The organism is Vagococcus humatus, from assembly GCF_003950325.1.
GTDB lineage: Bacteria > Bacillota > Bacilli > Lactobacillales > Vagococcaceae > Vagococcus_C > Vagococcus_C humatus.
In genome coordinates this window covers 212,546-236,856 of sequence record NZ_PXZH01000002.1, presented here as the reverse complement: position 1 = coordinate 236,856, position 24,311 = coordinate 212,546, and the positions used below count along the sequence as shown (strand labels likewise).

Below are 24,311 nucleotides of genomic sequence, written 5' to 3'. Positions count from 1 at the left end.
ATTTAATCAGGCATATAACAAGGAGGCGCTCCTGTGAGTGAGAACCTATACAACCACAACCAAGCAGAAACTATGTCACTAGAACAACTGCAAAATCTTTATGAAAAATATTTACGCCAAATTTCTTTAAAAGAGATTAGACAAGCTGAAAAAGAACAACTTATTCAGCAACCTTTTTTTGCTCATTTTAGAGAACCTGTCTTATCAGATCATCAGCAAGCTGATACAGATCCTTCTTCTCCTTTGTTTAAAGAGTATTTATCTTTTAAAAAGACAGAACAAGAGAAACAACAACAGCAGCTACTTACGTTAAAAAATGAATTTACTTACGAAGATTTTTTTCTAAACTGGGAGAAAAATCTTGACCAAACAGAAGAAAGTCTTACCTTTAAAAGTAACGATTATACTCGTTACCATGTGGACCAAAAAGAAAGACTAAAAACTGAAATCAAGCAAGTTATCCAACATTCACCAGAAGCCTGGGAAACGTATTATCAGCAACAATGGTTAAAGGATATCGACAACTTACATCAGCAGCGATTAGTTTCAGTGCCCTATGTCCAACAAACCAAAGAAAAAATGCTAAAAGCCTTAAAACAAGGAACTCCTATTTATGTTGTAGGTCATCTTGGCAGTGGGAAAACCCAATTAGCTATTGAGGTAGCTACTGATTTTATTATTCAAAGAAAAATTCAACAAAAATTAGAAACCGCTTTAGAAGAATGGTTTACCTCACATCCGAAAGCTTCTAAAGAAGAGGTCTTAACTTTTTTCAAAAAAATGTATCAAGTGGAGCACACCCATTATATTCATCTTTTAACTCATGGCTCAAAAGAAGAAATAGCAGCTTTAAGACCTTTGTTTATTTCTGGCTCACATAACTTAACTTATGAAGATATGTTTGTTGAAAAAACATTAACCTTAGAACAAACTTTTCAGTCTCAATCTTTTTCAGATTATCTTAACACCTTAGCTACAGACTACAATCAGTGGCTAACGGAACATGACACTTATTTAAATCATTTGACAGCAGATGAATCTCTCCAGCTAAAAATTCAAGTGTGGAAAAGTTTTTCTGATTTATTCATTGCTAAAAACAGTAGCTTTGGAACCACCATTCAAAAAATGGACCGAGAAATTTTATTAGCCATTAAACAAGGTCGACCTGTGATTGTGGACGAATTAAATACTATAGCAATGCAAAACCTGATTGCTTTAAATGATATTTTACAGCGTCACGCTGGTCAAACTGCCTATATCACTGGCGTAGGACCTGTCTACATTCATCCTGGCTTTGGTTTTATTGGTACAGGTAATTTATCTACTGATTTAGTTAGTTACGAAGGGACTAACCAGTTAAACCCAGCTTTTCAGTCTCGTTTTCTAACTATTGAATATAACTATGTGCCCCAACAATTAACTGGAGATTTAACACAACAAGAACAACCTGAAAAAAATGAGTTATTCCGAATTATGTTAGCTACATTAGCTAATCCAAATGGCACACTACAACTCCCTAATGCCAAACAAAGTCTAGCAGAACTATTTCGCTTTGCCCAGTTATCCCGATTAACTCAACACATTTTTATGGGGAAATGGATTGAAGATGAAAAGGGAGAAACTATGAGTCATTTAGAATTAAGAGAATCAGTATTATCTATTCGGAATATTATTCGTGTGCTAGATGAATGGAATTTAGGGGAAGAAAAAGATTTAAGTCAGGCACTTTGGGAAGGGTTTATCAGTTCGATTACTTATCCAGATGACCAAAACTATATCCTATCCCAAGCGGTTCGGTTAGGATTTTTCCAACAAGCAGATGGTTGGTGTGTGGCTACTAAAGCAACTGGGGAAGGTTTAACCACCTATGATGAAATAAGGGAATACCCTTACCACTATGTTCGGCCTACAACCGAGACACTAAGCTATTTAGATGTTATCCAATTAATTTTTGGAAACCAACCTGCTAGAACCAGTGTTCCTCTAACTCTACAGGAGCATCCAAACTTTAAAGAAACAAAACCTATGATGACTTTAAAAAATTATCAAAAATTAGACCAAGAACTTAGTCAAATAGAATACAGTCAGTTTCTATGGCAATTTCTAACTGAAGATGGTGATAAACTGTGAAACAACTTCCTAAAACTGAAGCTAAACAAGTTATCAGCCAACTAGAAGAACTAAGACAGCTATTAAATGACAGTCTTCAAACAGGAACAATCGACTCTTCTGTTTTATCTAGCTTAAAGGAATTAACAACATCAAATCAAGCACTTTTAACAGACCTACTTCCTTTTTTTCGGCTAACAGATACACATAAAAAACAAGTTGGACTCCACATGTCAGCAGTCAAAACTTATGGACATATGGATGTTATCCCACTGATTCAACAAATCTTTCCAATAGCAGAACATTCTTTTTTAGTTCACTATTTTTCTGGGAAAGTTCAGTGGGTTAATCTCAACTTAGAAAAAAATGAACTAATTGCTTATCCTATGATTAATCCGCTAGCAGTTAACTTTACCACTGTAATGGATTATGGTAATTCTTTTTTATTTCTTGACAGCAATGGCCAAAGTTATTATTTGACTAAACAAGACTTGTTAGCTGCAGAAGAAATGCAGCAAAAACCTCTCTTAAAACAAGGAGGTAAGTCTATTGCCTTTAAAGACAATCAATGGTTACTTAAATTAGAACACCATCAGTGTCTAGCTATCAGTAAAAAAGGCACTCTTTACCGAGTCAATCTGACTTCTCTTTTTAATCCAGTCATTTTAGAAACAAAACAATTAGATACACCCCAACCTTTTTTAGCTATTTGTCAACTAAATACTCATCTCTTATTTTTAGGGAATGAAAAAGGAAAGGTCATATGTATCCAATGTCTGCCAAAAAAAATACGTTTACGAAGCACTATACCTTGTTTAACTACTTCTGTTCAAAAGATTATGCCTTTAGTTGGGAGTAATAAGCTGACAAGGCAATTAGCTGTTTTAGGCTTAAACGGAGAATGGGCTATTATTAACCCAGATTTATCTGTTCAACCAGGTCAGACTTTAGAGGGAACTTTATTTACTGGCAGTTCTGCAGCTGGAACCGCACTTTTTTTAAATGACTTAGGACAAGCTTATTTCTTAGAAGAAAACTTTAACCAATGGGAAATAAACCCTTATGCCACTCAATCTGACTGGTGGCTAACCTATATCATTGGGCTAGATGCTACCCACTATTTACTACAAGATGTTGATAATTCATTTCAACTACTAAGGATACAAACACTGCGTCATCCCCAAGACTTACAGCAGTTTAATCCTTACCAAAAAAGGGAGGTGCCTTATGGACAAACTAACTAGTTGGTGGGACGAAGCTCCCTTAAAAATTACTTCCCAAAAAAATTGTGAAGAGTTTTTACAACGACAAGAAAGATCCTTAGCCACCTTTACCCAAAATGGACAATTAAACTATTTACCTCAAGCAGATAGAGACCGGATTAAATTTGATCCTAAAACAAATCTAGTTTACTTGCCTCTTAGTCGCTTTTTGGATAAAGAATTAGATGGTAATCAAATGCTTTGGCATATTTATTACGAATTATCCCTCTATCCTGATTGGAAAAAATACCCTAAAGCTTATTTGAATAGACTCGATTATTGGCAACAAGAAGCCAACTTTATGGTAGCTTATTTATTACACGCTCTAAATCAAAGTAACTTTCCAGAAGATAAGGAAACTAAAACACTGTTGGCCATCAACCATGTCCAACAAGAGTTTACCCAATTTTTCTATACTTGTGACCATTATCTAGCTTTTTTAAGAGTGGCAGAACTTTGTCCAATTTATCAACAACCTCAGTACAAAGAATACATTCAGTCTTACTTACACACCCAAGGAAAAAAAACTGGAACTATCACAAAGCTACCTCTTCATCAAGGCTTTGTGCAAAGCTTTATCGTACTAGAAATTGAGGGATTAAACTATATTTCTTTAGATACTGTTCATAATCCATTTGATGCGGTCGTTTTCCAACAGCCTTATGCTTCATTTATTCAAACGAAGATGAAACAACTCGTGGCTAATGAAGCGGATCTTTTTCAAAAAGATGCTTTTTTAAAAAGTTTTGTCTATCCATTTTTTAAAAAGTTATGGCAACAAGAAATCGATCAGATGACTCTTTCATCTAATAAAAAAAGTAACACAAAACAAGGGGTCCTAGAAAAATCTTTAAGTCTAACAAAAGACTCGAATGACGTAACTGCAGACAGTTTAGAAGCTACTCCAGCTGAAGAAAAAGAAATATTAGAACAACTTCTAGAACAAGAATCTAATGCCAAAGAACTCCTTCAACAACAGATGAAAGGCATAGGTTCTCTTTCCAATTACGACATAACTGTAGCAGATCAACAACTATTCCATTACTACGAACAAGCGGTTAAAAAAGAACGACAAGAAATGGCACTTTTTTGGCAAAAAGTGGTGGGAGAAGCTAAAAAAGAGCAAAGTGTTAAACAAGCTGCTCAAGTGAAAGGCAAACTAGATGTGGGCAGTTTAATTCAGCATTATACCGACTTCTCAGAAGCCCAACAAACTGGGCAGTACAAACAACTCCCTATTTTTAGTCGCTATGTTTTAACCCCTAAAGAAAATATTTTACCTGAAATCATTGAAATTTCTTTTGTACTAGACAATTCTGGTTCGATGAATACAGAAAAAATTGAAGCAGCTAGAAAAGCACTGACTGCTACCTTATTATCTTTAGAGGACTTTAATACTTACTTACAAAAAAATGCCAATCTATTACATAACCGGTTAACAGTAACTAGTGAAACCTGGCTTTTCGGTAGTCAATTTACCCAATTGAAAAGCTTTGACTCACCCTCTCCTAAAGAACAGCAAAGTGAGTTGATTAAATCGGTTATAAGTTTAAAAGGACAAGGAGGAGCTACTGATGACGCTAGCTGTTTAGAAGCTATTTTAGATAGCATCACTCCTAAGCAGGAACATGATTTAGCTCGCCATAAGCAAGTTAAACTTATTTTTGAAATAACTGACGGAGCTTCTAGCTTTCCTGGTGCTACTAAAACAGCCATTGAAAAATTACTTGATAAACAAGTTGAAATGTTTGCCTTTCAAATTGGTAACAACAATGAACAAGTTGAAAAAACATTTGATTTCATTTGGAATCAAGGCTTTAAAGAGCCACATGGTATTCGTCTAGGAGAGGAAATTGATACCTTACCTGATAAATTGTTAGCTAGTGTTAAAAAGCATATCGAAACGATTTTTACTTATTAAAAAAGCAGTTAACTTTAGTGGATTACTAAAGCTAACTGCTTATCTATTTTTAAACTGACTGATGTTCCATTTTTAAGAAGAAATGTTTTAAAATAGGTGGTGCAATCAGTGTGGTTAAAATCACAGAAATAATAATAGTGGTATAGTAGTTTTCTGCTAAAAGACCACTACTCAACCCAGTTGTTCCAATAATCAACGCCACTTCTCCTCTAGAAACCATTCCTGCTCCAATACCAAAAGCTGAATCTGATGGGAAGCCTGTCATTCGAGCTCCTAAATAGCCTCCTAGTAACTTAGATAAAATAGCTACTAAGGTGCAAACTACTAGCAAGCCCATTTGACTTAAGACTCCGTCAAAAGAAATACTTAATCCAACACTCACATAAAAAAATGGGACAAATAAACCATTGGCTATCGGATCAACTGTTTCTTCAATTTCTTCTTTAAACGGCGTCTGGGAAATAAAGAGACCTGCTAAAAACGTACCAATGATACCAGCCATTCCTAATAATTCACCAAAATAAGCAAAACCAAAACAGATAATTAAAGCAGCTGCTGTTACTGGTACTGTTACTTTAAATTTAGCAAACAATTGTAAAAATTTTGGCACAAGATAGATTCCTGCTACAAAAGCCACTAAGAAAAAGAGAATTTTTTTAGCAATCAGTAATCCTACAGAAACTTGGGAAGTATCTGTTCCCATAAAAGACATCACAAAAGCTAACAGTGTCACAACTAAAATATCATCAACAACTGCTGCCCCTAAGATCGTTGTAGCTTCTTGACTTTGCATCACACCCATTTCTTTTAAAACCTGAACTGTGATACTTACCGATGTGGCTGAAAATAGTACCCCTAAAAAGATAGAGCCATTAAATCCAAAACCAAACAAAGAACCTACTCCAAAAGCACTAATAAATGGAATAATAATACCAAGAACCGCTACTGCTACTGAAGGCTTCCAATTTGCCTTTAACTGATCAGCATCTGTTTCTAATCCAGCTAGAAACATTAAGAGTAACACTCCTAAGTTAGAAAATTCTTGAAAAATAGCTGAATCGTTCACCCAAGCTAACATGGCTGGCCCTAATATAATCCCTATGATCAATTTACCTAACACAGCTGGTTGCCCTAACCGGATAGACAGCTGACCTGCTAGTTTCGTTCCAGTCAAAATAATAATTAACGTTAATAGTAATTCCATTAAAAAATCCCCTTTCTTTTATGTGTTTACCAAACCTTCTCTCTAATGGACTAAAAAAAGTGATGCTCATTTTTTTATCAAATTGAGCATCACTTCTATTCTTACTATATCTGAAATCTAATTTCCTCGCAATAAAAATGCTAACAGAGTTATGTTATTCTAGCTTAATGAATATTTCCCATTAGATTTTGAATTGGTTTTCGGATAGTAAATAAAATAATTCCTGCAATCACAGCTACCGCACCAACAATCCCATAATAAGCAGATTCGGTTTGAGTTGTATAAAATCTAGAGATTTGGGCATTAATAGCTTGAGAAGACGCATCAGCTAATAACCAAATAGCTAATGTTTGAGCTTCAAATGCTTTAGGCGCTAACTTAGTGGTAACAGATAATCCTACTGGAGATAAACACATTTCTCCTAAAATCATTACAAAGAAACTAGCGACTAACCATAATGGACTAACTCGTTGATCCGTTCCAAACAATAAACCAGGGAACATTAATATGACAAACGATAAACCAGCTAAGACTAACCCAATTGAGAATTTAACAACAGTTGTAGGTTGTTTATCTCCTAATTTCGTCCATAACCAAACAAAAACTGGTGTCAACATTACCACAAACACAGGATTTAAAATTTGGTACCAGCTAGCTGGGATATTAAATCCAAACAATGTTCCTTGTGTTCTATCACTAGCAAATAGCGCTAAAATAGAAGAACCTTGCTCTTCTAAAGACCAGAAAATAATTGCGGCAATAAACAATGGAATATAGGCTCTCACTCTTTTTCTTTCTTCTGGTGAGACATCTTTAGAACTTAACATTCTAACAAAATAGAAAACTGGTAAACCTATTCCCAATACACTAATAAAGTTAATAAAGAAATCAATCGTTAAATGACCAGTTACCGCTGCAGTGCCAAAAATAGCTGCTACAACTAATAATATTAAGCCAAATACTTTCACTAATTTTTGACGTTCAGAGCCAACAACTGGATTGCTTGGTTCTACACCAATGCCTGGCATTGTTCGTTTGCCTTGGAAATAATAGACAATTAAACCAAACAGCATTCCCACAGCCGCCACTGAAAACCCTAAATGATAATTCACTTTTTGTCCCAAAGTACCGACAATAATTGGGGCTAACAAACTACCGATATTAATCCCCATATAAAAGATAGAGAAACCTGCATCTCGGCGTAAATCTTCTTTACTATAAAGAGATCCTACCATACTAGATACATTCGCTTTTAACATCCCAGTCCCAATAACAATCATGATCATTGAAACAAATAAAGCCGGAATGCCAAAAGGTGTGGCTAATACCACGTGACCAAACATAATGAACAAACCACCGTAAAATACAGTTTTTCTAGATCCTAATAATCTATCCGCAAGCCATCCACCGACAATGCTGGACATAAAAACTAAAGAACCATAAACTGACATAATAGCAACCGATGTAGATTTAGGTAATCCTAATCCACCATTTGTAACAGTATCGTACATGTAGTAAAGTAAAATTGCACGCATACCGTAATAACTAAATCTTTCCCACATTTCTGTAAAAAAGAGTGTGGCCAAACCTATTGGCTGACCCAAAAACGTTTTTTCTTTGGTATCCATAATAAACCACCTTTATAATTTGCAGAAACTATCATTATTTTTTGAAAGTTTTCTGTTTTATTTCGCTTACCAAATTAGCAAAATAAATACCTCATATAATTAGTTAATTATACATTCTATAATTACAGTTGGCAATATAAGTTGATGAAAAAAATCTTTTTATTTTTTAATCTTGTGATATTTTTTACCTATACTAATAAATTAAATAAAAAAATAAACTAATCGAACATGCCGTAAAAACCATTGTTATCTAAGCTTTTAAGGTTTTTACAAACTATTTAAATGACTAACTAAAAAAATGAATAAATTTCTCATAGAACTCCTATTTTCTAATTTAATTAACCTAGCTCATCTCTTTTTTCTTTTTTATTTTTAATAACATGAATTTCTATTCAACAAATTGAATAAAAAAACATTATTTTAAAAATCGTTATTTAATAAAACAAAGATTGAGTTATTTTATTTAAAACCAAGAGGCTATTAAGACTGTTATATCAACCTACCTATCAAAAAAAGTTGAAATAAAATCTTACTTTATATATTCACAGTTTTTCAGAAAACTTTTTTAGAGTTCTTTAATAATATCACGCTAACTAACTAAAAAAGCCTCCACCTATCAGTCTTAACATCTGTAGGTGGAGGCTTTTCTCATGTATTTAGATATAAATTTTAGGATACTCTTCCTTCTCGGTCTTTTACCCGTAACTGAAGTCTAAAAGGTTCTTTATAAGTTATTGGTCCTTCTCGGTAAGGTCCGCCAATTAGAAATACCCCTAAAGGAATCAATTCATCTCGGTCATCTAGTTGAACAATACTAGCAACTGGCTTCATATCTTTATAACTACTACCTATCCATAAAGTTTCTTTACGGATTTTATAGTAAGGAATTAATGTATATTTATCTAATAAATACCCCTCTTGCTCTAAAGAATTTAACTTAATTTCACCAGTTGTTACCAACTTATCAACAACTTCTTCAATAATTATATCGCTATCTTCACTAAGGTTTAATTTTATTTTTTGTCCTTTAATCGAAGAAGTCTCAAGTGAGTTAGTTGGGACACTTCCACCAAAAGTTGTATCTTCTGGTACAATATCTTCAATTAAGTTGGTAACATCCCATTTAACTTTACGCTCTTTAAAATAATACAAAAAATTAACGACAATAAAATACATTAACACGATAAAAATCAATAAGTAAATAATCCCTCGTAAGTGGTTACCATTTTGAAAATAACCTTTGACAATCCTTAAAATATAAAGCGTTGGAAAAACGCTAACTACTGTAAAAATTTTATTTTGTAAGCGGGGATTAATGTTTAAATAGTTTAAAAACTTACTAATATTACTAAAAATAAGAGTCAAAAGTGCCTCCATTAACTTTGTCCCCCTTCATAATTATTTGTAACAGATTGATTTTTTGCCCCATTATTTTGACTCGTTTCATTTTGAGTCGGCTGAGAATCTTCTCCAGAAGGCTGACTGGAATCAGGTTGCTCATTAATATTAGAATCTGTACTTTCATCTGGCTGAGAATTAGAACTATCTGGTTTAGTTTCTTCCTCTTCTTTAGCAGGAGTACTAGGTTGGTCTTCTACAGACTGTTTTGGTTTATCTTTATCTACAGGCTGAGAATTTTCGGAATTTGTTTGAGAGTTTTCCAGTTCGCTACTCTCTTTTGTTTGCTCATCGCTTTGACTATGAGTCTGGTCCGGTTGTTCCTCTTTAGATTGATTAGTTTTAACATCTGTAGGATTCGTTTCTTTTGGCTGTTCTATATTAGTTTTCGGTGGTTTATATCCTTTATTATCTACTACTGCCGTTGTTGTGCAAATCCCTACTGAAATAGTCAAAATTGCTAACGGTTTTAAAAAAGGAGCGACAACTTTTTTCTTACTCAATTTTTTTCATCTCCATTAATTTACTTCACTTGTCCTTATTTTAGCATGCTCTTTTTAAAATCCTAAGCTATCTCTTCTTATTTAACATAAGCTTAAAAAAATAACAAACTTCTTGTATATCCGTTTCACCGGCAACAAAAAGTTTGTTATAACAGTCCTTAACGCTGATCTCCCCAAAAAAACAAAGCCACTGTATTGGGTCCAGTGTGACTACCAATTGTAGTTCCAATGGAATTAATTTCTACTTTCTCTTTCAGATGAGGAAATGTTTCTTCTACCAACTCTGCAACACGCTTAGCATCTTCTAAACAAGCAGAATGCGAGATATAACATTTATCAGCATAGGCTAGCCCGCTGTTAGCATGTGTTGTCATTTCTTCTACAATCGTTTTAACCACTTTTTTCTTCCCTCTAATTTTAGCGTAAGGAACCAATTCTCCTTGTTCCCCCATATTTAATAAAGGAATGATATTTAAAAGATTACCAACAAAACCTGAAGTTTTAGAGATACGACCACCTTTAACGTAAAAACTTAAATCCATAGAGAAAAACCAATGATTTAACTCTAACTTATGTATTTCAGCCCAATCGATGACTTGCTGATACTCAAAACCTTCATCTCTTAAATCTGCTAATTTATCCATTAATAAACCATAACCAGATGAAGCTGCTAAAGAATCGATGATAGTGATCTGCCGCTCTGGATATTCTTCTAACACTCGCTCTTTTGCCATATAAGCAGAATTAATCACGCCAGATAAACCAGAAGAAAGTGACACATGAATAATATCTTTTCCTTCTTTTAATAATTGGCGAAAATACTGAATAAATTCGTCTACATTTACTTGGGATGTTTTAGTTTCAGCTCCTTGCTCCATTTGATGATAAAACTCATCAAATGACATAGACTCTCCTAAATCATCTAGATATGAAACGCCATTTAAAGAATAATGAAAACATATATACTGAATATCTCGATTTAAAAAATGCTCCTTCGATAAATCTGCAGTAGAACAACAACTTAATATAAAATCTGACATAGATAATCTCCTCCTAAAAAGGTCCTAACAAATAACCTCCAAGTATATTATACCATTTTTATTTCTTCTTAAAATAAACCCTATTCCAAATACTTTCTTAACAAAGGCAAAGAGGCTTTAGCATCAGAATAACCTTGTACATATAAATCCCCTAACTTTTCAACATCCTTTTCTAACCGTCCTACTGTGACTGGCGAAGAAGGACTAATAACAAATATCTTTCCAGCTTGAGCTAATTGTTCTATCTCATCACACTGTTGATTATATTTAGCATCCATCTCTTCCAGGGCCTCCATAAACTTAGGATAGTCTTGGTAAAGATGCTTAGCATAGTGAACCAAGGGATCAGAAGCAGGCTTGCGGTAAGCATCCTCTCTAGTTCGAACAACAATCACTTTGTCATATCCTTGATCAATCCCCCATTGAAAAGGAATTTTATCACTACAACCCCCATCTAAATAAACACTGTTACCTATTTTCACCATTTTAGAAGCAAAAGGCATACTAGCAGAAGCCTGTACTCCTGCTAAAATATCTGAAGTTTTCCCTTTTTCAAAATAAGCTGCCTTACCAGTGATACAATCTGTGGCTACTGCAACAAATCGGCGGTTTTCTTTAAAAAATCGTTTCCTATCAAAAGGATACTTGTGATCTACTTGATCAAAAACAAAATCAAACCCAATAACCCCATGATTAGGTTTAATTGATTTAAGCCCTACATAACGACTATCATGCCGATAAGTTAAATTAATCTTAGCTGCACGTCCGATTTGTCCAGACACATAGTTAATCCCACTCATGGCTCCAGCAGAACAACCAATCGTACACTCAAAATTAAGGTCTTCTTTCATCAATAGATCTAAAACACCTTGTGTATACATTCCTCTAAAAGCCCCGCCTTCTAAAACAAGGCAACCTTTTGTTATATGATCAGAGGCTTTGCCTACTGGTATCTCGTTCAACCTAGAATATGTATGATGGTTCATCATCATTCCTTCTTTCACTTACTCATTTGTCTAATCAAAATTTTACCATACCTACCTATATTTTCCCTAGTCATAATCTTTTCTACTAAAAAAGAACTAGTTTTTTAAAACAGATACCCCTCTAGCTAAACAGGTCTATCTTATTTTCTTAACTAGTTCTTTTTAATCAGGCTTAGTCAATTGACAGTAAACTCACCTTACTAACTCCTGGTATTTTAGCAATATTATCTAACAATTCTTGAATAGGAATTCTTAAATCTTGCATGTCTAAACTGACAATCACATTAGCTTTTTGTTGAATGGGAATATTTTGGTTAATAGTCAAAATACTCCCTCCAAAATCTGATATAGCATTTAAAACAGTTGAAAGTAACCCTTTCACATCTGTTAACACAAAAGAAATTAATGCCTTACGCACAAGTGAAACAGACTCAGAAGAAAAAACATGATCTTTGTACTTATAATAAGCACTTCTAGAAATGCCTACTTCTTTAACTGCTTCACTAATTTGTGTGTGTTTGCCGGTATTTAATAATTGTTTGACTTGAATTACCTTACTAAAAACTTCTGGCAACACTTGTTCATCCACAATCAAATAGTTTTCTAACATATGTAAGCTCCTTTAGTTTCTATAGATAGCTCTTGGCAATCCCACTTGTGTTCTAATTGTTTAAGTTCTGCTGTTAATTCAGCTAAAGGAACTTGCTCTTGATAAATAGCTAACAAGGTTGGGCCACTTCCTGAAATAACCAAACTAATTGCTCCAGTTCTTTCCGCTATTTTTTTAACTTGTTCATATTCTGTAATCAGTTTTTTACGGTAAGGCTCGTGCAAATGATCTTTTAACACCTCTTTTAACCAAGTCCCCTCTCCTTGTTTTAAACTTTCTAACATACATAATAGTTGACTCTGATTAGAAACAGCTTCAGAAAAAGCAATCTGCTGAGGCAACACTGCTCTAGCTTTTTGTGTTTCTAAAGGAAAATCTGGGATAAAGACAGCAAACCGGTACGAGCTGTGAACCGGATAAGTAATAGTATAAATTTGCTTCTCCCCTTGATAAGAAGCAGTCAATCCGCCTAAAATAGCTGGGGCTACATTATCAGGATGTCCTTCCAATTCAGTTGCTAACTTTAAAACTTCCTCTCGATTAACTGGGGTACCAGTTAACCCATAAGCAGCCAGTATCCCTGCTACAACACAAGTCGCACTACTTCCTAGCCCTCTAGCTGGAGGAATAGGACTATTAATATGAATATGAACAGGTAAAGCTACTTGATTTAAATAACTCATCCCGTGACAGTAAGCTTGATAAATTAAATTATCCGCTCCTTGATACTTTTTATCACACCCAGTAATGATTAACTGGTCACTACTTGAAAACTGAACAGAAGCTTCCATAGTTAGAGCCATTCCTAAACAGTCAAAACCTAACCCTAAGTTAGCAGATGTAGCTGGAACACGTATCTCAATCATTTAGTCAGCTCCTTTACTTGTTGTACGACATAATCTTTTATGTAAGCTTTATCTAAACAGTCAGAAAACCGAACGGGCTTTTTCTGTAATTCCTTTAAAGAAGACGGAGCTTGAGTGTTCGTTTTCTCTTCTAGTTGTAACATCAACCTAAAAGGATCTTCAGCAGGATTTTTCATTTGAATCCCTTTAGCAACTGTTTCTAAAAATTTATAGGGCGAAGCTGTAGCTAGTACAACTTGCTTGACCAACTCATCTCCTCTTTCTTTCATCACTCGATAAGCAACAGCTGTATGAGGATCTAGTAAATAGTGGTGTTCTTTATAAACCTCGCCAATTGTTTCAAGTACCTCTTGATCTGTCACATAGCCACAAGCAAAATCTTGTTGAATATTGGTTAACACTTTTTGATTAACTGTAAACTGACCTGTTGTTGCTAAAGTCTCCATACATTTTTTTACATAAGGTTCATCTTGACCACTAGCATAAAAAAGTAATCTTTCTAAATTGGATGAAATTAAAATATCCATACTAGGTGAACTGGTTTTATAAAACTGACGACGACTATCATAGCAACCAGTGGATAAAAAATCTGTTAAAACATGATTTTGATTGGAAGCACAAACCAATTTTCTAATTGGTAAACCTAATTGTTTTGCATAGTAACCAGCTAATATATCCCCAAAATTTCCTGTGGGAACAATAAAATCAACTAATTCATCTACTTGAATATCATGATTTACTAACAGTTGCCGGTAAGCATCTAAGTAATAAACTATTTGAGGAATCAAGCGACCAATGTTAATAGAGTTGGCACTAGATAATTGAATGCCTACTTGATTTAAATGTTGCTTTAAATCCTCATCATTAAACAAGGTTTTCACTGCCGTTTGGGCATCATCAAAATGACCATCAATAGCCGTCACTCTTACATTTAGTCCTTCTTGAGTTTCCATTTGTAATTTCTGAATGTTAGATACTCCTTGATCCGGATAAAAAACGATTAACTTAACCAATGGATTGTCTTTAAACCCTTCTAAAGCTGCTTTACCTGTATCTCCACTGGTAGCTGTTAAAATCAACAAAGTCTCAGATCTCTTTTGAATGGTTAAAGAAGTTTCCATTAATCTAGGTAAAAGAGCTAGAGCAATATCTTTAAAGGCACTAGTTGGACCATGAAACAACTCTAAAATATAGTGTTCTCCTACTTTTTTTAAAGGCGTCACTTTTTCATCAGAAAAAGTATCAGTATAAGCCTTATTAACACAGTATTCAATTTGTTCTAACGTAAAATCTTCTAAAAATAAGGTTAAAACATCAATCGCCAACTGCTGATAGTTTTTATCCATTAACTTTTCGCTAGAGGTCATATAGCGAGGGATATCTTTTAAAACAAATAACCCTCCATCAGGACTCATGCCTGTTAATATGGCTTCACTAGAAGTTGCTAAAACATCTTCATTTCTAGTACTCTGATACCTTTTTTTCATCCAAACACTCCTTGTTTTTCATATATGCCTATGGTACAATGTTCTCCATATAAACACAAGTGTATTCTTGAGAAAGACATGGTGAAACATGAAAATTGCTATCTTAGGTTACGGCACAGTCGGTTCAGGCGTCTACGAATTGCTAGAACAACACTCACACATTCAAGTCAAAAAAATTTGGAACCGACCTAATCCTGACAAACAAATTCCTTTATGGTGTGAAGATTTTAAACAAATTTTACTAGATGAAGACATTACCTGTGTGGTTGAAACCTTAAATGGTATCCATCCCGCCTATGAATGCATCACAGCTTGTCTTAAACAGGGAAAACACGTAGTCAGTGCTAATAAAGCAGTGATTGCGCCTTATTATGAGTATTTCAAACAACTAGCCCAAGATAATCAAGTTTCTTTTTTATTTGAAGCCAGTGTAGCTGGAGGAATTCCTTGGATTCATCATTTAGAACGAGCTAAAAAAGCTAATACTATTTCTAGATGTTACGGTATTTTAAATGGCACCTCTAACTTTATCCTAACGAAAATGACACAAGAAGAAAAAAACTTTGAGCAGGTTTTAACAAAAGCTCAAGAATTAGGTTACGCAGAAGCAGATCCTAGTGCAGATATTGATGGTATAGATATTTTAAATAAGATAAATATTAGTGCCTCTGTTGCTTTTAATGGTAAAATTAATCCTGAAGAGTTACTCACTTGTAGTATGAGATATATTTCTCAAGCTGACATATCTTATTTTAAACAAAAAGGCTTTACGCTAAAATATTTAGGAGATATACAAGTGAAGGGAGAAACCTATGAGGGGAGCGTTCTACTTAATGCTGTAGATACACACAGTTTAGAAGGAAACGTTTTTGACCAATATAATTTAGTCTCTCTTGTAGGAAGTAATATTGGGACATTAAAATTCTTTGGACAAGGAGCTGGAAAAAAAGCAACTGCTGACGCTATTGTTCAAAATCTTTTAGATATACAGGAAGGAAAAAAAGACCAACAATCCTTACCTCTTAACCAATTACAATACCGTCCTTTAGACTCACATGCTTATGTAATCAAAAGCTCTAAAAAAATACCAGAGCAATGGATTCAAGCAAAAGATTCTCACTATTATCAGACAACCTATCTCACAACAGTCCAGGTAAAAGAACTGCTTGCTTACTTAGATGATCCACAGGCTGTTGTCGTTAGAATAATGAATAACTTGGGGTGACATAAACAATGGTAAAAGTAGCAAAATTTGGTGGCAGTAGTGTAGCAAGTCCTTCACAATTTGAAAAAGTAAAACAAATTATAGAAAGTGACCCAGCTAGAAAAATCGTTGTCACAAGTGCTAGTGGCAAAGAAAGTCATGAAGATCATAAAATTACTGATTTACTTTACTTATGTTTTGAACATAAACGTTATGGTATGCCAGTTGATCCACTTTTTGACATGATTAAAGAAAAATTATTAGGTATCGAAAAAAGTTTAGAACTATCTACTAATATCAAACAAGAAATTGATTTATTATACACACAAATTTACGATCACATTGACTGTGATTATTTAGTCAGTCGCGGGGAATACTTAACGGCTCAACTTCTGGCAGATTATCTAGGCTACACCTTTGTGGATGCTAAAAACTTAATTTTCTTTAGCTATGATGGTAGCTTAGATTATTCTAAAATGGCATTAGCTTTTTCAAGTATTATGGAAGAGACTTCTTGTATTGTAGTTCCTGGCTTTTACGGTGCCTATCCAGACGGAAAAATTAAAACCATGTCTAGAGGAGGCAGTGACATTACTGGAAGTATTTTGGCTAACTTATCAGATGCTACTTGTTATGAAAATTGGACAGATGTGTCTGGTATTTTAAAAGCAGATCCTTCTATTGTCCATCAGCCTCATCAAATTGATCTCATCACTTATGAAGAGTTAAGAGAGCTTTCTTATATGGGAGCTTCTGTTTTACATGAAGAAGCGATTTACCCAGTTAAAGATAAAAACATTCCAATCTATATTTTAAATACCAATGAGCCAACTAATCCTGGGACAATTATTTTAAATAAAGTCACACAAGAACGCTCACAAGAAATTACAGGTATTGCTGGTAAAAATGATTTTTCTATTATAACTGTAATTAAAGAACACATGTCTAATGAATTTGGGACTATTCGAAAAGCTTTAGAAGTATTAGAGGAAAATCGCATCCAAATTGAGCATATTTCAACTAGTATTGATACCTTTTCACTAGTGATTGACTCTAGCCAGCTACGACCAAGATATTATGATGTGATTTATCAATTAAAAGAAAAATGCGGAGCAAATGAAGTCACTGTGGCTAATGATATTTCTTTGATTGCTGTCGTCTCACGCTTTATGAAACATAAAACTGGCATGAGCGGTCGTTTATTTGATGCCCTAGGAGAACAACAGATTAATATCTCGATGATCTCTCAAACTAGTAATGAAACCACTATTATTCTAGCGGTAACTAATAAAGACTACGAACGAACTATTCAAGCCATTTACAACGAATTTGAATAGCTCACTAACTATTTTATAAAGGAGTTAACTGTAATGAAAACATGTCGTTTAGCCATTTTAGGAGTCACAGGTGCAGTAGGTCAGGAAATGTTAAGCATCTTATCTGAAAAAAAATGGCCTAGTAATAATCTACGGATTTTTGCTTCTGCTAAAAGTGCTGGAAAAAAATTTCCCTTTAGAGAAACGGAATTAGTCGTTGAACAGCTTACTCCTGATAGTTTTAACGAAATAGAGGTAGTTTTATCTGCTTTAGATAATGACGTCGCTCAACGTTTTATTCCTATAGCAGTAGAAAAAGGATGTTTAGTCATCGATAACTCTAGTCTTTACCGACTAAACCAACAAGTTCCTTTAGTTATCCCTGAAATTAATCCAGAAGATATCTCCTCTCAAAATGGTGTAATTGCGAACCCTAACTGTTCCACTATTATTGCTTTGATGGCTATCGCTCCTTTACATGCTTGTTATCCTATTCAGTCTATGATTGTGTCAACTTATCAAGCTGTTTCAGGTGCTGGAATTAAAGGAATGGAAGAATTAACTACTCAAACCCATGATTTACAAATGAATAAAATCCCGCAACCTGCTATTTTTCCTCGTCAAATTGCCTATAACTTAATTCCGCAAATTGGTTCCTTTGATGAGGAAGGCAATACCAGCGAAGAATTAAAACTACAAAATGAAAGTAGAAAAATTCTCCACCATCAAGACTTACAAGTTATTTGTACTTGTGTTCGAGTACCAGTTATTCGTTCTCACTCTGAATCGATTACGCTTTTCTTTGAGCAAGACTTAGATGTCTCACAAGTCAAAGTAATTTTATCCCATGCTAAAGGAGTAAAAGTTGTAGACGATCCTCTTAACTACGAATACCCAACTCCTTTAGATACAAGTAATCAAGATTTAATCTATGTAGGTCGAATTAGAAAACAACCAATTGGTAATCAAACTGCCATTAGTTTTTGGTGTTGCGGAGATCAACTGAGAAAAGGTGCTGCAACTAATAGTATTCAAATACTAGAGAGTTATTTAAAAGATTATGCCTAACAAATTTTCAGCTAAAAAAGAGTGCCTCCCTCATATTAAGGAGACACTCTTTTTTTATTTATTTGTTCATCATAATATCTAAAATCACCGCATCTGTTTGTTTCAGTCCGTCTGTTGCAAGTCTACCTAAGGCATGGATTGTTTCTTCAAAACTATCACAGATTAAGCCGTTGCTACAGGGAATAGCAATGTCTTGCATCGCTAAATTAACCGACCGGTACATCGAAGAAACCGATGTTCCTACCTTCATTGCACAGGAACAACCTGCTCCGTCACAAATCATACCAGGTGCATCTCCTACCATATTTTTTATGGCAATCTCAGCTTGAGTATACTCTCCGTCCAATAAATACACAATGCCTGCTGCTGCTCCCATAGCTGCTGAATCAGCTGCACAAAAAGCAGATAACACAGGTAAAAATGCATGAATATAAAGAGCCGTCAAGTGAGAAAGAGTTAACGCTCTAATTTCTTTCTCTTCTCCAACTTCTTTAAAGCTAGCCATTACACATACAGGCACTGTAGCAGTTATTCCTTGGTTACCAGAGCCGGAATTAGACATAGCTGCTAATTGAGCTCCTCCCATTCTGGCATCAGAAGCAGCTGTTGTATAAGCTAATAATTGATTATAAATATCTCCCTCAATCCCAGAACCAAATTGATTTAACTTAGCCTTATCAACAGATCTTCCCAAACCTAATCCATAAGAACCAGTCAAACCAGCTTGAGCTAAAGCCATATTTAATTCTTTAGCTTCCTTCATAAATTGAATGGTTTCAATCGGTGCTGTTTCAGCAAATTCCCAGATTTCTCGTAAGTTTGTTTGTTGTAAAAACTGTTTAGTTTCTGATACTTCTCCTGTCACAGGACGTGGTTTATCTAAGATAACTTCCTCATTTTTAGTAATGCTATAGATATTGGTATGGCCTCCTGCAATTTTCACTGTTACAGAATCCACTTCCCCTAATAGCGTAACTTCTACATATAAACTATCCTCTACAGGTGCTACTTCTACTTCAATTTTTCCTGATTGAGCTAGTTCTTTTATCTCAGGTAAATCTTCCTCTTGTAGTTGAGCAATCACTTTTAATCCAGCATCTCCGTCTCCAGAGATTAACCCTGCAGCTGTTGCAATCCATAGTCCAGGTTCACCTGTTCCAGGTACAATCACCGCCATCGCATTTTTCATCACATTAGGAGATACTGCTACTTGAACCTGCTTAATTGGTTGTTCTCCTAAATATTTTTTACTAACTGCTGCTCCAAATGCCACTGCAATTGGTTCTGTACACCCAGTAGCTGGAACTACTCCTTCTTTAAGTGCTTGTATAAAAGGACTTGTCTTTTGTAATGTATCCATTGATATACTCTCCTTTAATTAAACAATTTTCAAAAGTGATCTTAACTCTAAACACATTAAGATCTTTGTCTAACAATAGTCTCAATCAAAGCATACATGCAAGAAAACGCTTTTACAATAATTTTTTACTAAAGTCTTTTTTTTTTAATCAAAAATATACTATTTTCTTAGTTGTCTGTATTATCACTATCATTTATGATACGGCTCATGATGATTAATCCGAAAACAGCGATAAATTTGTTCAATTAAAATCAATCGCATTAATTGATGCGGGTACGTTGCTTTCCCAAAAGATAAATAAAAATTACCACGGTTCATGACTGCTTCTGATAAACCCAGTGAGCCACCAATCACAAAGGTAATCGTACTTTTTCCTTGCAGCATGACCTGATCTAACTTTTTAGCAAAGTCTTCTGAACTTAAATTTTCCCCTTGAATGGCTAAACAAATAACATAATCTTGTTCCCCAATTTTAGCTAGTATCCGCTCTCCTTCTTTTTCTTTAACTTGAAGCATCTCAGCTTCACTTAATTTTTCTGGTGCTTTTTCATCGCTAACTTCTAATAGTTCAAATTTACAATACTTACTTAATCTTTTACTGTATTCTGCAATGCCCTGTTTCAAATACTTTTCTTTTAACTTTCCAACTGTAATCATTTTAATTTTCATTATAGGCTCCTTTTGATTCTTATTTTATTTTAATAGATATCTAGTAATCTTTTTTCTTAGATTTATCCATACTTATCCACAAACTTATTCACATCTTATCATTTTTAAAGCGTTTCAGAAGATTAATTTAACAAACATTTAAAAGTTATTAACATTATCCACATTTTGTGGATAAGTCTACTTTGACTTTTATTCCTTAAAAAATAACAAGAAAATAAATATTTAAGATTTTCTTTAGTTCCCATTTTATCCTATCTTTTTCACAAAATATTCAAAGTGGAAGATTAGACTAGAGGTATCTTTTAATTGTATAATAAAATTGTATACATAAAAAGTCTATAACAAATAAAGGAGGAAAGGTGATTACACCGACATGATGCGAAAAGACGTAACTCCCCAAAAGAAAAAACAATCTAAATTTTTATCAGGTTTATTAGGTGGTATTATTGGAGGTCTATTAGCCTTTGGTCTCGCTTTTGCTGTTATAAAACCTAACTCAACAGCAAATACCTCCACATCTAGCGAACCAAATAAACCAACAGAAGTCAGTAAAGTGACCTATAATGTAGAATCTGGGACAACAAAAGCAGTAGAAAAAGTTCAAGATGCTGTTGTTTCAGTAGTTAATTTGCAAAAGAGACAAAAAATGGAAGATATTTACGGCGGTCTTGGTTCCTTATTCGGGCAAAGTGAGCAACAAGAAGATAATTCAGAACAAAAATCTTCTGATGAAGATTTAGAAGCTAGTAGTGAAGGTAGTGGGGTTATCTACAAAAAAGAAGGCAACAAAGCTTATATTGTCACTAATAACCACGTTGTTGAAGGATCAGATGGGCTAGAAGTTCTTCTAGATGACGGAACGAAGCTAGCTGCTAAACTAGTAGGGACAGATGCTTATACCGACTTAGCTGTCATTGAGGTAGACAGTAGTAAGGTCAAAAAAACAGCTGACTTTGGTGATTCTGACAAAATTAAAGTAGGTGAACCTGCTATTGCTATTGGTTCTCCTTTAGGTTCTATTTATGCTAATTCCGTTACTCAAGGAATTATTTCTGCTAAAAATAGAAACATCGTTAACCGAACAGATAATAACCAAGTAACCAACATTAATGCTTTACAAACGGATGCTGCTATTAACCCAGGTAACTCTGGTGGACCATTAGTTAATATTGCAGGACAAGTCATTGGTATTAACTCCATTAAAATTGCCCAAGCTGAAAGTGGTGTTTCAGCAGAAGGATTAGGCTTTGCCATTCCAAGTAACGATGTGATTACTGTGATCAATCAATTAGAGAAAAATGGAAAAGTAATTCGTCCAGCTCTAGGTATTACGATGAGTGACTTATCTCTTGTTAGTGCTGAACAACAAGAAAAAATCTTAAAATTACCAAAAAATATTACTACTGGGGTCATTATCCGAGAAGTTCGGGCAGCAACTCCAGCAGATCGAGCAGGTCTTAAACAATATGATGTCATTGTAGGTATAGACGACCAAAAAGTAGAAACTTCTACTGACTTACAAACTGCTCTTTATAAGAAAAAAGTTGGAGATAAAGCAAAAATCACTTTCTACCGCGGAAAAGATAAAAAATCTGTGACAGTAGATTTAGTTATCGAACAATCTGCAACTAAATAAGTTAATAACACGTAAAAATAGCTCCTGTTAAATTCATTGGATTGCATTTAACAGGAGCTATTTCTCTTAAAAAAACTGACTAAACATAATTCTAGTTTTCTGTTTTAATTATAATTTTTCCTACCGCGTGGTTGGTTTCACTTAATTGATGAGCTTGGGTTACCCCTGTCACTGTTAGTGGAAATTCTGCGGCAATTTGAACCGTCAATTTTCCTTCTTCTAAGTAATTAGCTAATAGACTTAATTGCTGTCCATTTGGTTCTAGCCAAATACTTTTAGCTAAAACATGTTTTTCTTTGGCAAGTGTTTGATCTGGTTCACTGACGATAGAGATAAGCCTGCCAGTATTTGCTTTTAATACTTGGAAACTATTCCGCTGAGCATCTCCCCCTAAGGTATCAAACACTAAATCCACTTCTTTAACCACATCTCTAAAATCAGTTGCATGATAATCAATCACAACATCTGCTCCTAATTTCTTTAATAAACTGTGATTAGATTCGCTAGCAGTTGTATAGACTTTTGCCCCTAACATTTTAGCTAATTGAATAGCGTATAAACCTACCCCACCTGCTCCAGCATGGATTAGAACACTTTCACCGGACTGTAAACCTCCATAGGTCACAAGAGCCTGATAAGCTGTTAGACCAGCTAAAGGGACAGCAGCTGCTTCTTGGAAAGAAATATTTTGCGGTTTTTTAGCTAGTAAGTCCTCATCCACCATTGTATATTCAGCATAGGTACCAAACCGAGTCGTTTTCGGTCTAGCAAATACCTCATCACCTACTTGCCAATCTGTTACATCTTTTCCTACCTCTTCAATGACTCCAGCTACATCCCAGCCTAAAACAATAGGAAAATCCCAAGGCATCATTTCAGCTAAATATCCTTCTCTTAATTTCCAGTCAATTGGATTAACTGAAGCGGCTTTTTCTTTAATGAGTACTTGCTTATCTCCTAAACTAGGTAAATCAATGACTCTTTCCACTAATTGATCCCCATGACCATATTTTTCTATAGCAATAGCTCTTGTTTTCATTTTTAATAGCCCCTTTCTTACAAAATAAATTATACGCCTTTTACTTACTTTTTGTAAATAATTTCAACTTAGGATTTAGCTTCTTTTGTAAAAAGTACTTAGTTTTATAAAAAAATAAAGCAGTCTTAAAAGTTAGAGACAGGTTCTAACTTCTAAAACTGCTTGATAAAACTACTAGCTGTTTCTATTAAAATTGAAATAAATCAGTAGCCATATCTGGATCTGTATCCCAGATAGTAAAATCTTCATCTACCCCTAAATCTTTTAATTTCAAAATATTCTCAGTAGTTAAATGAGCAAGTTCTTTCATGTTATTTTCTTTACTAAGATGCCCTAAGTAGACTCTTTCTGTTTTAGAACCAATCATATCAGCTAAGGCATAGGCTCCGTCTTCATTAGATAAGTGGCCTCTGTCTCCTAGTATTCGTTGTTTCAAGTGCCAAGGATATTTCCCCATTCTAAGCATCTCGATGTTATGGTTATTTTCTATCAAATAACCATTAGCGTTACGCAAAACTCCTCTAACTTGTTCGCTACAATATCCTGTATCAGTTAATACAGCAAAGGCCTTATTTTGCCGGTGGAACTGATAAAACTGAGGAGCTACCGCATCATGAGATACGCCAAAACTTTCCACATCCATATCTCCTAATGTTAAGGTTTTCCCCATTTCGATAATATGTTGATGCTCTAGCTTAATATTACCTACAATGCGAGACATAGCCTCCCATGTTTTTTCATTTGCATACACATCAATGTCATATTTTCTAGATAGAACCCCTACCCCGTGGACATGATCTCGGTGCTCATGAGTCACAAAAATAGCATCTAAATCTTTAGGATTTCGGTCAATTTGTCCCATTAATTCAGTAATTTTTTTACCACTTAAACCGGCATCTACTAACACTTTTTTTTGATCAGATTCGATATAAAGAGAGTTTCCAGTACTTCCACTTGCTAACACACTCACTTGAAATGCTGAATCCATTGTCATACTTTTTCTCC

General features: G+C 34.5%; 20 protein-coding genes. 7 read left to right on the top strand and 13 right to left on the bottom strand.

Going from position 1 to position 24,311, the window contains the following annotated elements; all coding sequences use genetic code 11:
* Positions 1-33 precede the first annotated feature (33 nt).
* Genes C7P63_RS06180 through C7P63_RS06170 form a run of 3 tightly spaced genes read left to right on the top strand, consistent with a single transcriptional unit; the run spans position 34 to position 5,292 of the window.
* Positions 34-2,130 (top strand): hypothetical protein, encoded by a 2,097-nt coding sequence (locus C7P63_RS06180; protein ID WP_207852990.1) that lies wholly within the window; start codon positions 34-36, stop codon positions 2,128-2,130.
* Positions 2,127-3,353 carry a hypothetical protein gene (locus tag C7P63_RS06175; RefSeq protein ID WP_125943290.1) on the top strand — a complete coding sequence of 409 codons (1,227 nt, stop codon included), beginning with the start codon at positions 2,127-2,129 and terminating at the stop codon, positions 3,351-3,353. Before C7P63_RS06180 ends, C7P63_RS06175 begins: the two co-directional genes overlap by 4 nt.
* Positions 3,337-5,292: a vWA domain-containing protein gene (locus C7P63_RS06170; protein WP_125943289.1), complete on the top strand. Its 1,956-nt coding sequence runs from the start codon at positions 3,337-3,339 to the stop codon at positions 5,290-5,292. Before C7P63_RS06175 ends, C7P63_RS06170 begins: the two co-directional genes overlap by 17 nt.
* Before the next feature lie 49 nt (positions 5,293-5,341).
* Here C7P63_RS06170 and C7P63_RS06165 read toward each other — a convergent pair whose 3' ends face one another.
* From C7P63_RS06165 to thrC, 9 genes are all read right to left on the bottom strand, one after another.
* Positions 5,342-6,496 carry a cation:proton antiporter gene (locus C7P63_RS06165; protein ID WP_125943288.1) on the bottom strand — a complete coding sequence of 385 codons (1,155 nt, stop codon included), beginning with the start codon at positions 6,494-6,496 and terminating at the stop codon, positions 5,342-5,344.
* A 164-nt stretch (positions 6,497-6,660) separates the two neighbouring features.
* The gene (locus C7P63_RS06160; protein ID WP_125943287.1) at positions 6,661-8,124 is read right to left on the bottom strand and encodes a peptide MFS transporter; all 1,464 of its coding nucleotides are present in this window, start codon (positions 8,122-8,124) and stop codon (positions 6,661-6,663) included.
* Between the two features lie 669 nt (positions 8,125-8,793).
* Positions 8,794-9,501 carry a DUF6681 family protein gene (locus C7P63_RS06155; protein WP_125943286.1) on the bottom strand — a complete coding sequence of 236 codons (708 nt, stop codon included), beginning with the start codon at positions 9,499-9,501 and terminating at the stop codon, positions 8,794-8,796.
* The gene (locus C7P63_RS06150) at positions 9,501-10,025 is read right to left on the bottom strand and encodes a prolipoprotein diacylglyceryl transferase (protein ID WP_125943285.1); all 525 of its coding nucleotides are present in this window, start codon (positions 10,023-10,025) and stop codon (positions 9,501-9,503) included. The genes C7P63_RS06155 and C7P63_RS06150 overlap by 1 nt, the downstream gene beginning before the upstream one ends.
* 158 nt (positions 10,026-10,183) lie before the next feature.
* Entirely contained in the window at positions 10,184-11,065 is an 882-nt protein-coding gene (locus tag C7P63_RS06145; RefSeq protein WP_125943284.1) for a DegV family protein, read from the bottom strand.
* An 80-nt stretch (positions 11,066-11,145) separates the two neighbouring features.
* Positions 11,146-12,051 (bottom strand): patatin-like phospholipase family protein, encoded by a 906-nt coding sequence (locus tag C7P63_RS06140; RefSeq protein WP_125943283.1) that lies wholly within the window; start codon positions 12,049-12,051, stop codon positions 11,146-11,148.
* Positions 12,052-12,223: 172 nt separating this feature from the next.
* Positions 12,224-12,661 carry an ACT domain-containing protein gene (locus tag C7P63_RS06135; protein ID WP_125943282.1) on the bottom strand — a complete coding sequence of 146 codons (438 nt, stop codon included), beginning with the start codon at positions 12,659-12,661 and terminating at the stop codon, positions 12,224-12,226.
* On the bottom strand, positions 12,655-13,527 hold the full coding sequence (gene thrB / locus C7P63_RS06130; protein ID WP_125943281.1) for a homoserine kinase: 873 nt from the start codon (positions 13,525-13,527) through the stop codon (positions 12,655-12,657). Before thrB ends, C7P63_RS06135 begins: the two co-directional genes overlap by 7 nt.
* Complete coding sequence (gene thrC / locus C7P63_RS06125) at positions 13,524-15,014, bottom strand: threonine synthase (protein WP_125943280.1); 1,491 nt, start codon at positions 15,012-15,014, stop codon at positions 13,524-13,526. Before thrC ends, thrB begins: the two co-directional genes overlap by 4 nt.
* 88 nt (positions 15,015-15,102) lie before the next feature.
* On the opposite strand from thrC, the gene C7P63_RS06120 reads away from it, so the two are divergent.
* The 3 genes from C7P63_RS06120 to C7P63_RS06110 are packed head-to-tail and all read left to right on the top strand — an operon-like array spanning position 15,103 to position 18,602.
* Positions 15,103-16,239, top strand: a complete 1,137-nt coding sequence (locus C7P63_RS06120) for a homoserine dehydrogenase (protein ID WP_125943279.1) — start codon at positions 15,103-15,105, stop codon at positions 16,237-16,239.
* Positions 16,240-16,247: 8 nt separating this feature from the next.
* On the top strand, positions 16,248-17,555 hold the full coding sequence (locus tag C7P63_RS06115) for an aspartate kinase (protein ID WP_125943278.1): 1,308 nt from the start codon (positions 16,248-16,250) through the stop codon (positions 17,553-17,555).
* A 33-nt stretch (positions 17,556-17,588) separates the two neighbouring features.
* Positions 17,589-18,602 (top strand): aspartate-semialdehyde dehydrogenase, encoded by a 1,014-nt coding sequence (locus C7P63_RS06110; protein ID WP_125943277.1) that lies wholly within the window; start codon positions 17,589-17,591, stop codon positions 18,600-18,602.
* A 58-nt stretch (positions 18,603-18,660) separates the two neighbouring features.
* On the opposite strand, the gene C7P63_RS06105 is transcribed toward C7P63_RS06110, so the two are convergent.
* A complete protein-coding gene (locus tag C7P63_RS06105; RefSeq protein ID WP_125943276.1) occupies positions 18,661-19,962 on the bottom strand; it encodes an L-cysteine desulfidase family protein in 1,302 nt (433 codons plus the stop codon).
* A 189-nt stretch (positions 19,963-20,151) separates the two neighbouring features.
* Positions 20,152-20,631: a 23S rRNA (pseudouridine(1915)-N(3))-methyltransferase RlmH gene (rlmH, locus tag C7P63_RS06100; protein WP_125943275.1), complete on the bottom strand. Its 480-nt coding sequence runs from the start codon at positions 20,629-20,631 to the stop codon at positions 20,152-20,154.
* A 373-nt stretch (positions 20,632-21,004) separates the two neighbouring features.
* Between rlmH and C7P63_RS06095 the strand changes: the two genes are divergently transcribed.
* Positions 21,005-22,267: a S1C family serine protease gene (locus tag C7P63_RS06095; RefSeq protein WP_125943274.1), complete on the top strand. Its 1,263-nt coding sequence runs from the start codon at positions 21,005-21,007 to the stop codon at positions 22,265-22,267.
* A 91-nt stretch (positions 22,268-22,358) separates the two neighbouring features.
* On the opposite strand, the gene C7P63_RS06090 is transcribed toward C7P63_RS06095, so the two are convergent.
* Both C7P63_RS06090 and C7P63_RS06085 read right to left on the bottom strand, forming a co-directional pair.
* On the bottom strand, positions 22,359-23,306 hold the full coding sequence (locus C7P63_RS06090; RefSeq protein ID WP_125943273.1) for an NADP-dependent oxidoreductase: 948 nt from the start codon (positions 23,304-23,306) through the stop codon (positions 22,359-22,361).
* A gap of 187 nt (positions 23,307-23,493) precedes the next feature.
* Positions 23,494-24,300, bottom strand: a complete 807-nt coding sequence (locus C7P63_RS06085; protein WP_125943272.1) for an MBL fold metallo-hydrolase — start codon at positions 24,298-24,300, stop codon at positions 23,494-23,496.
* Positions 24,301-24,311: the final 11 nt, after the last annotated feature.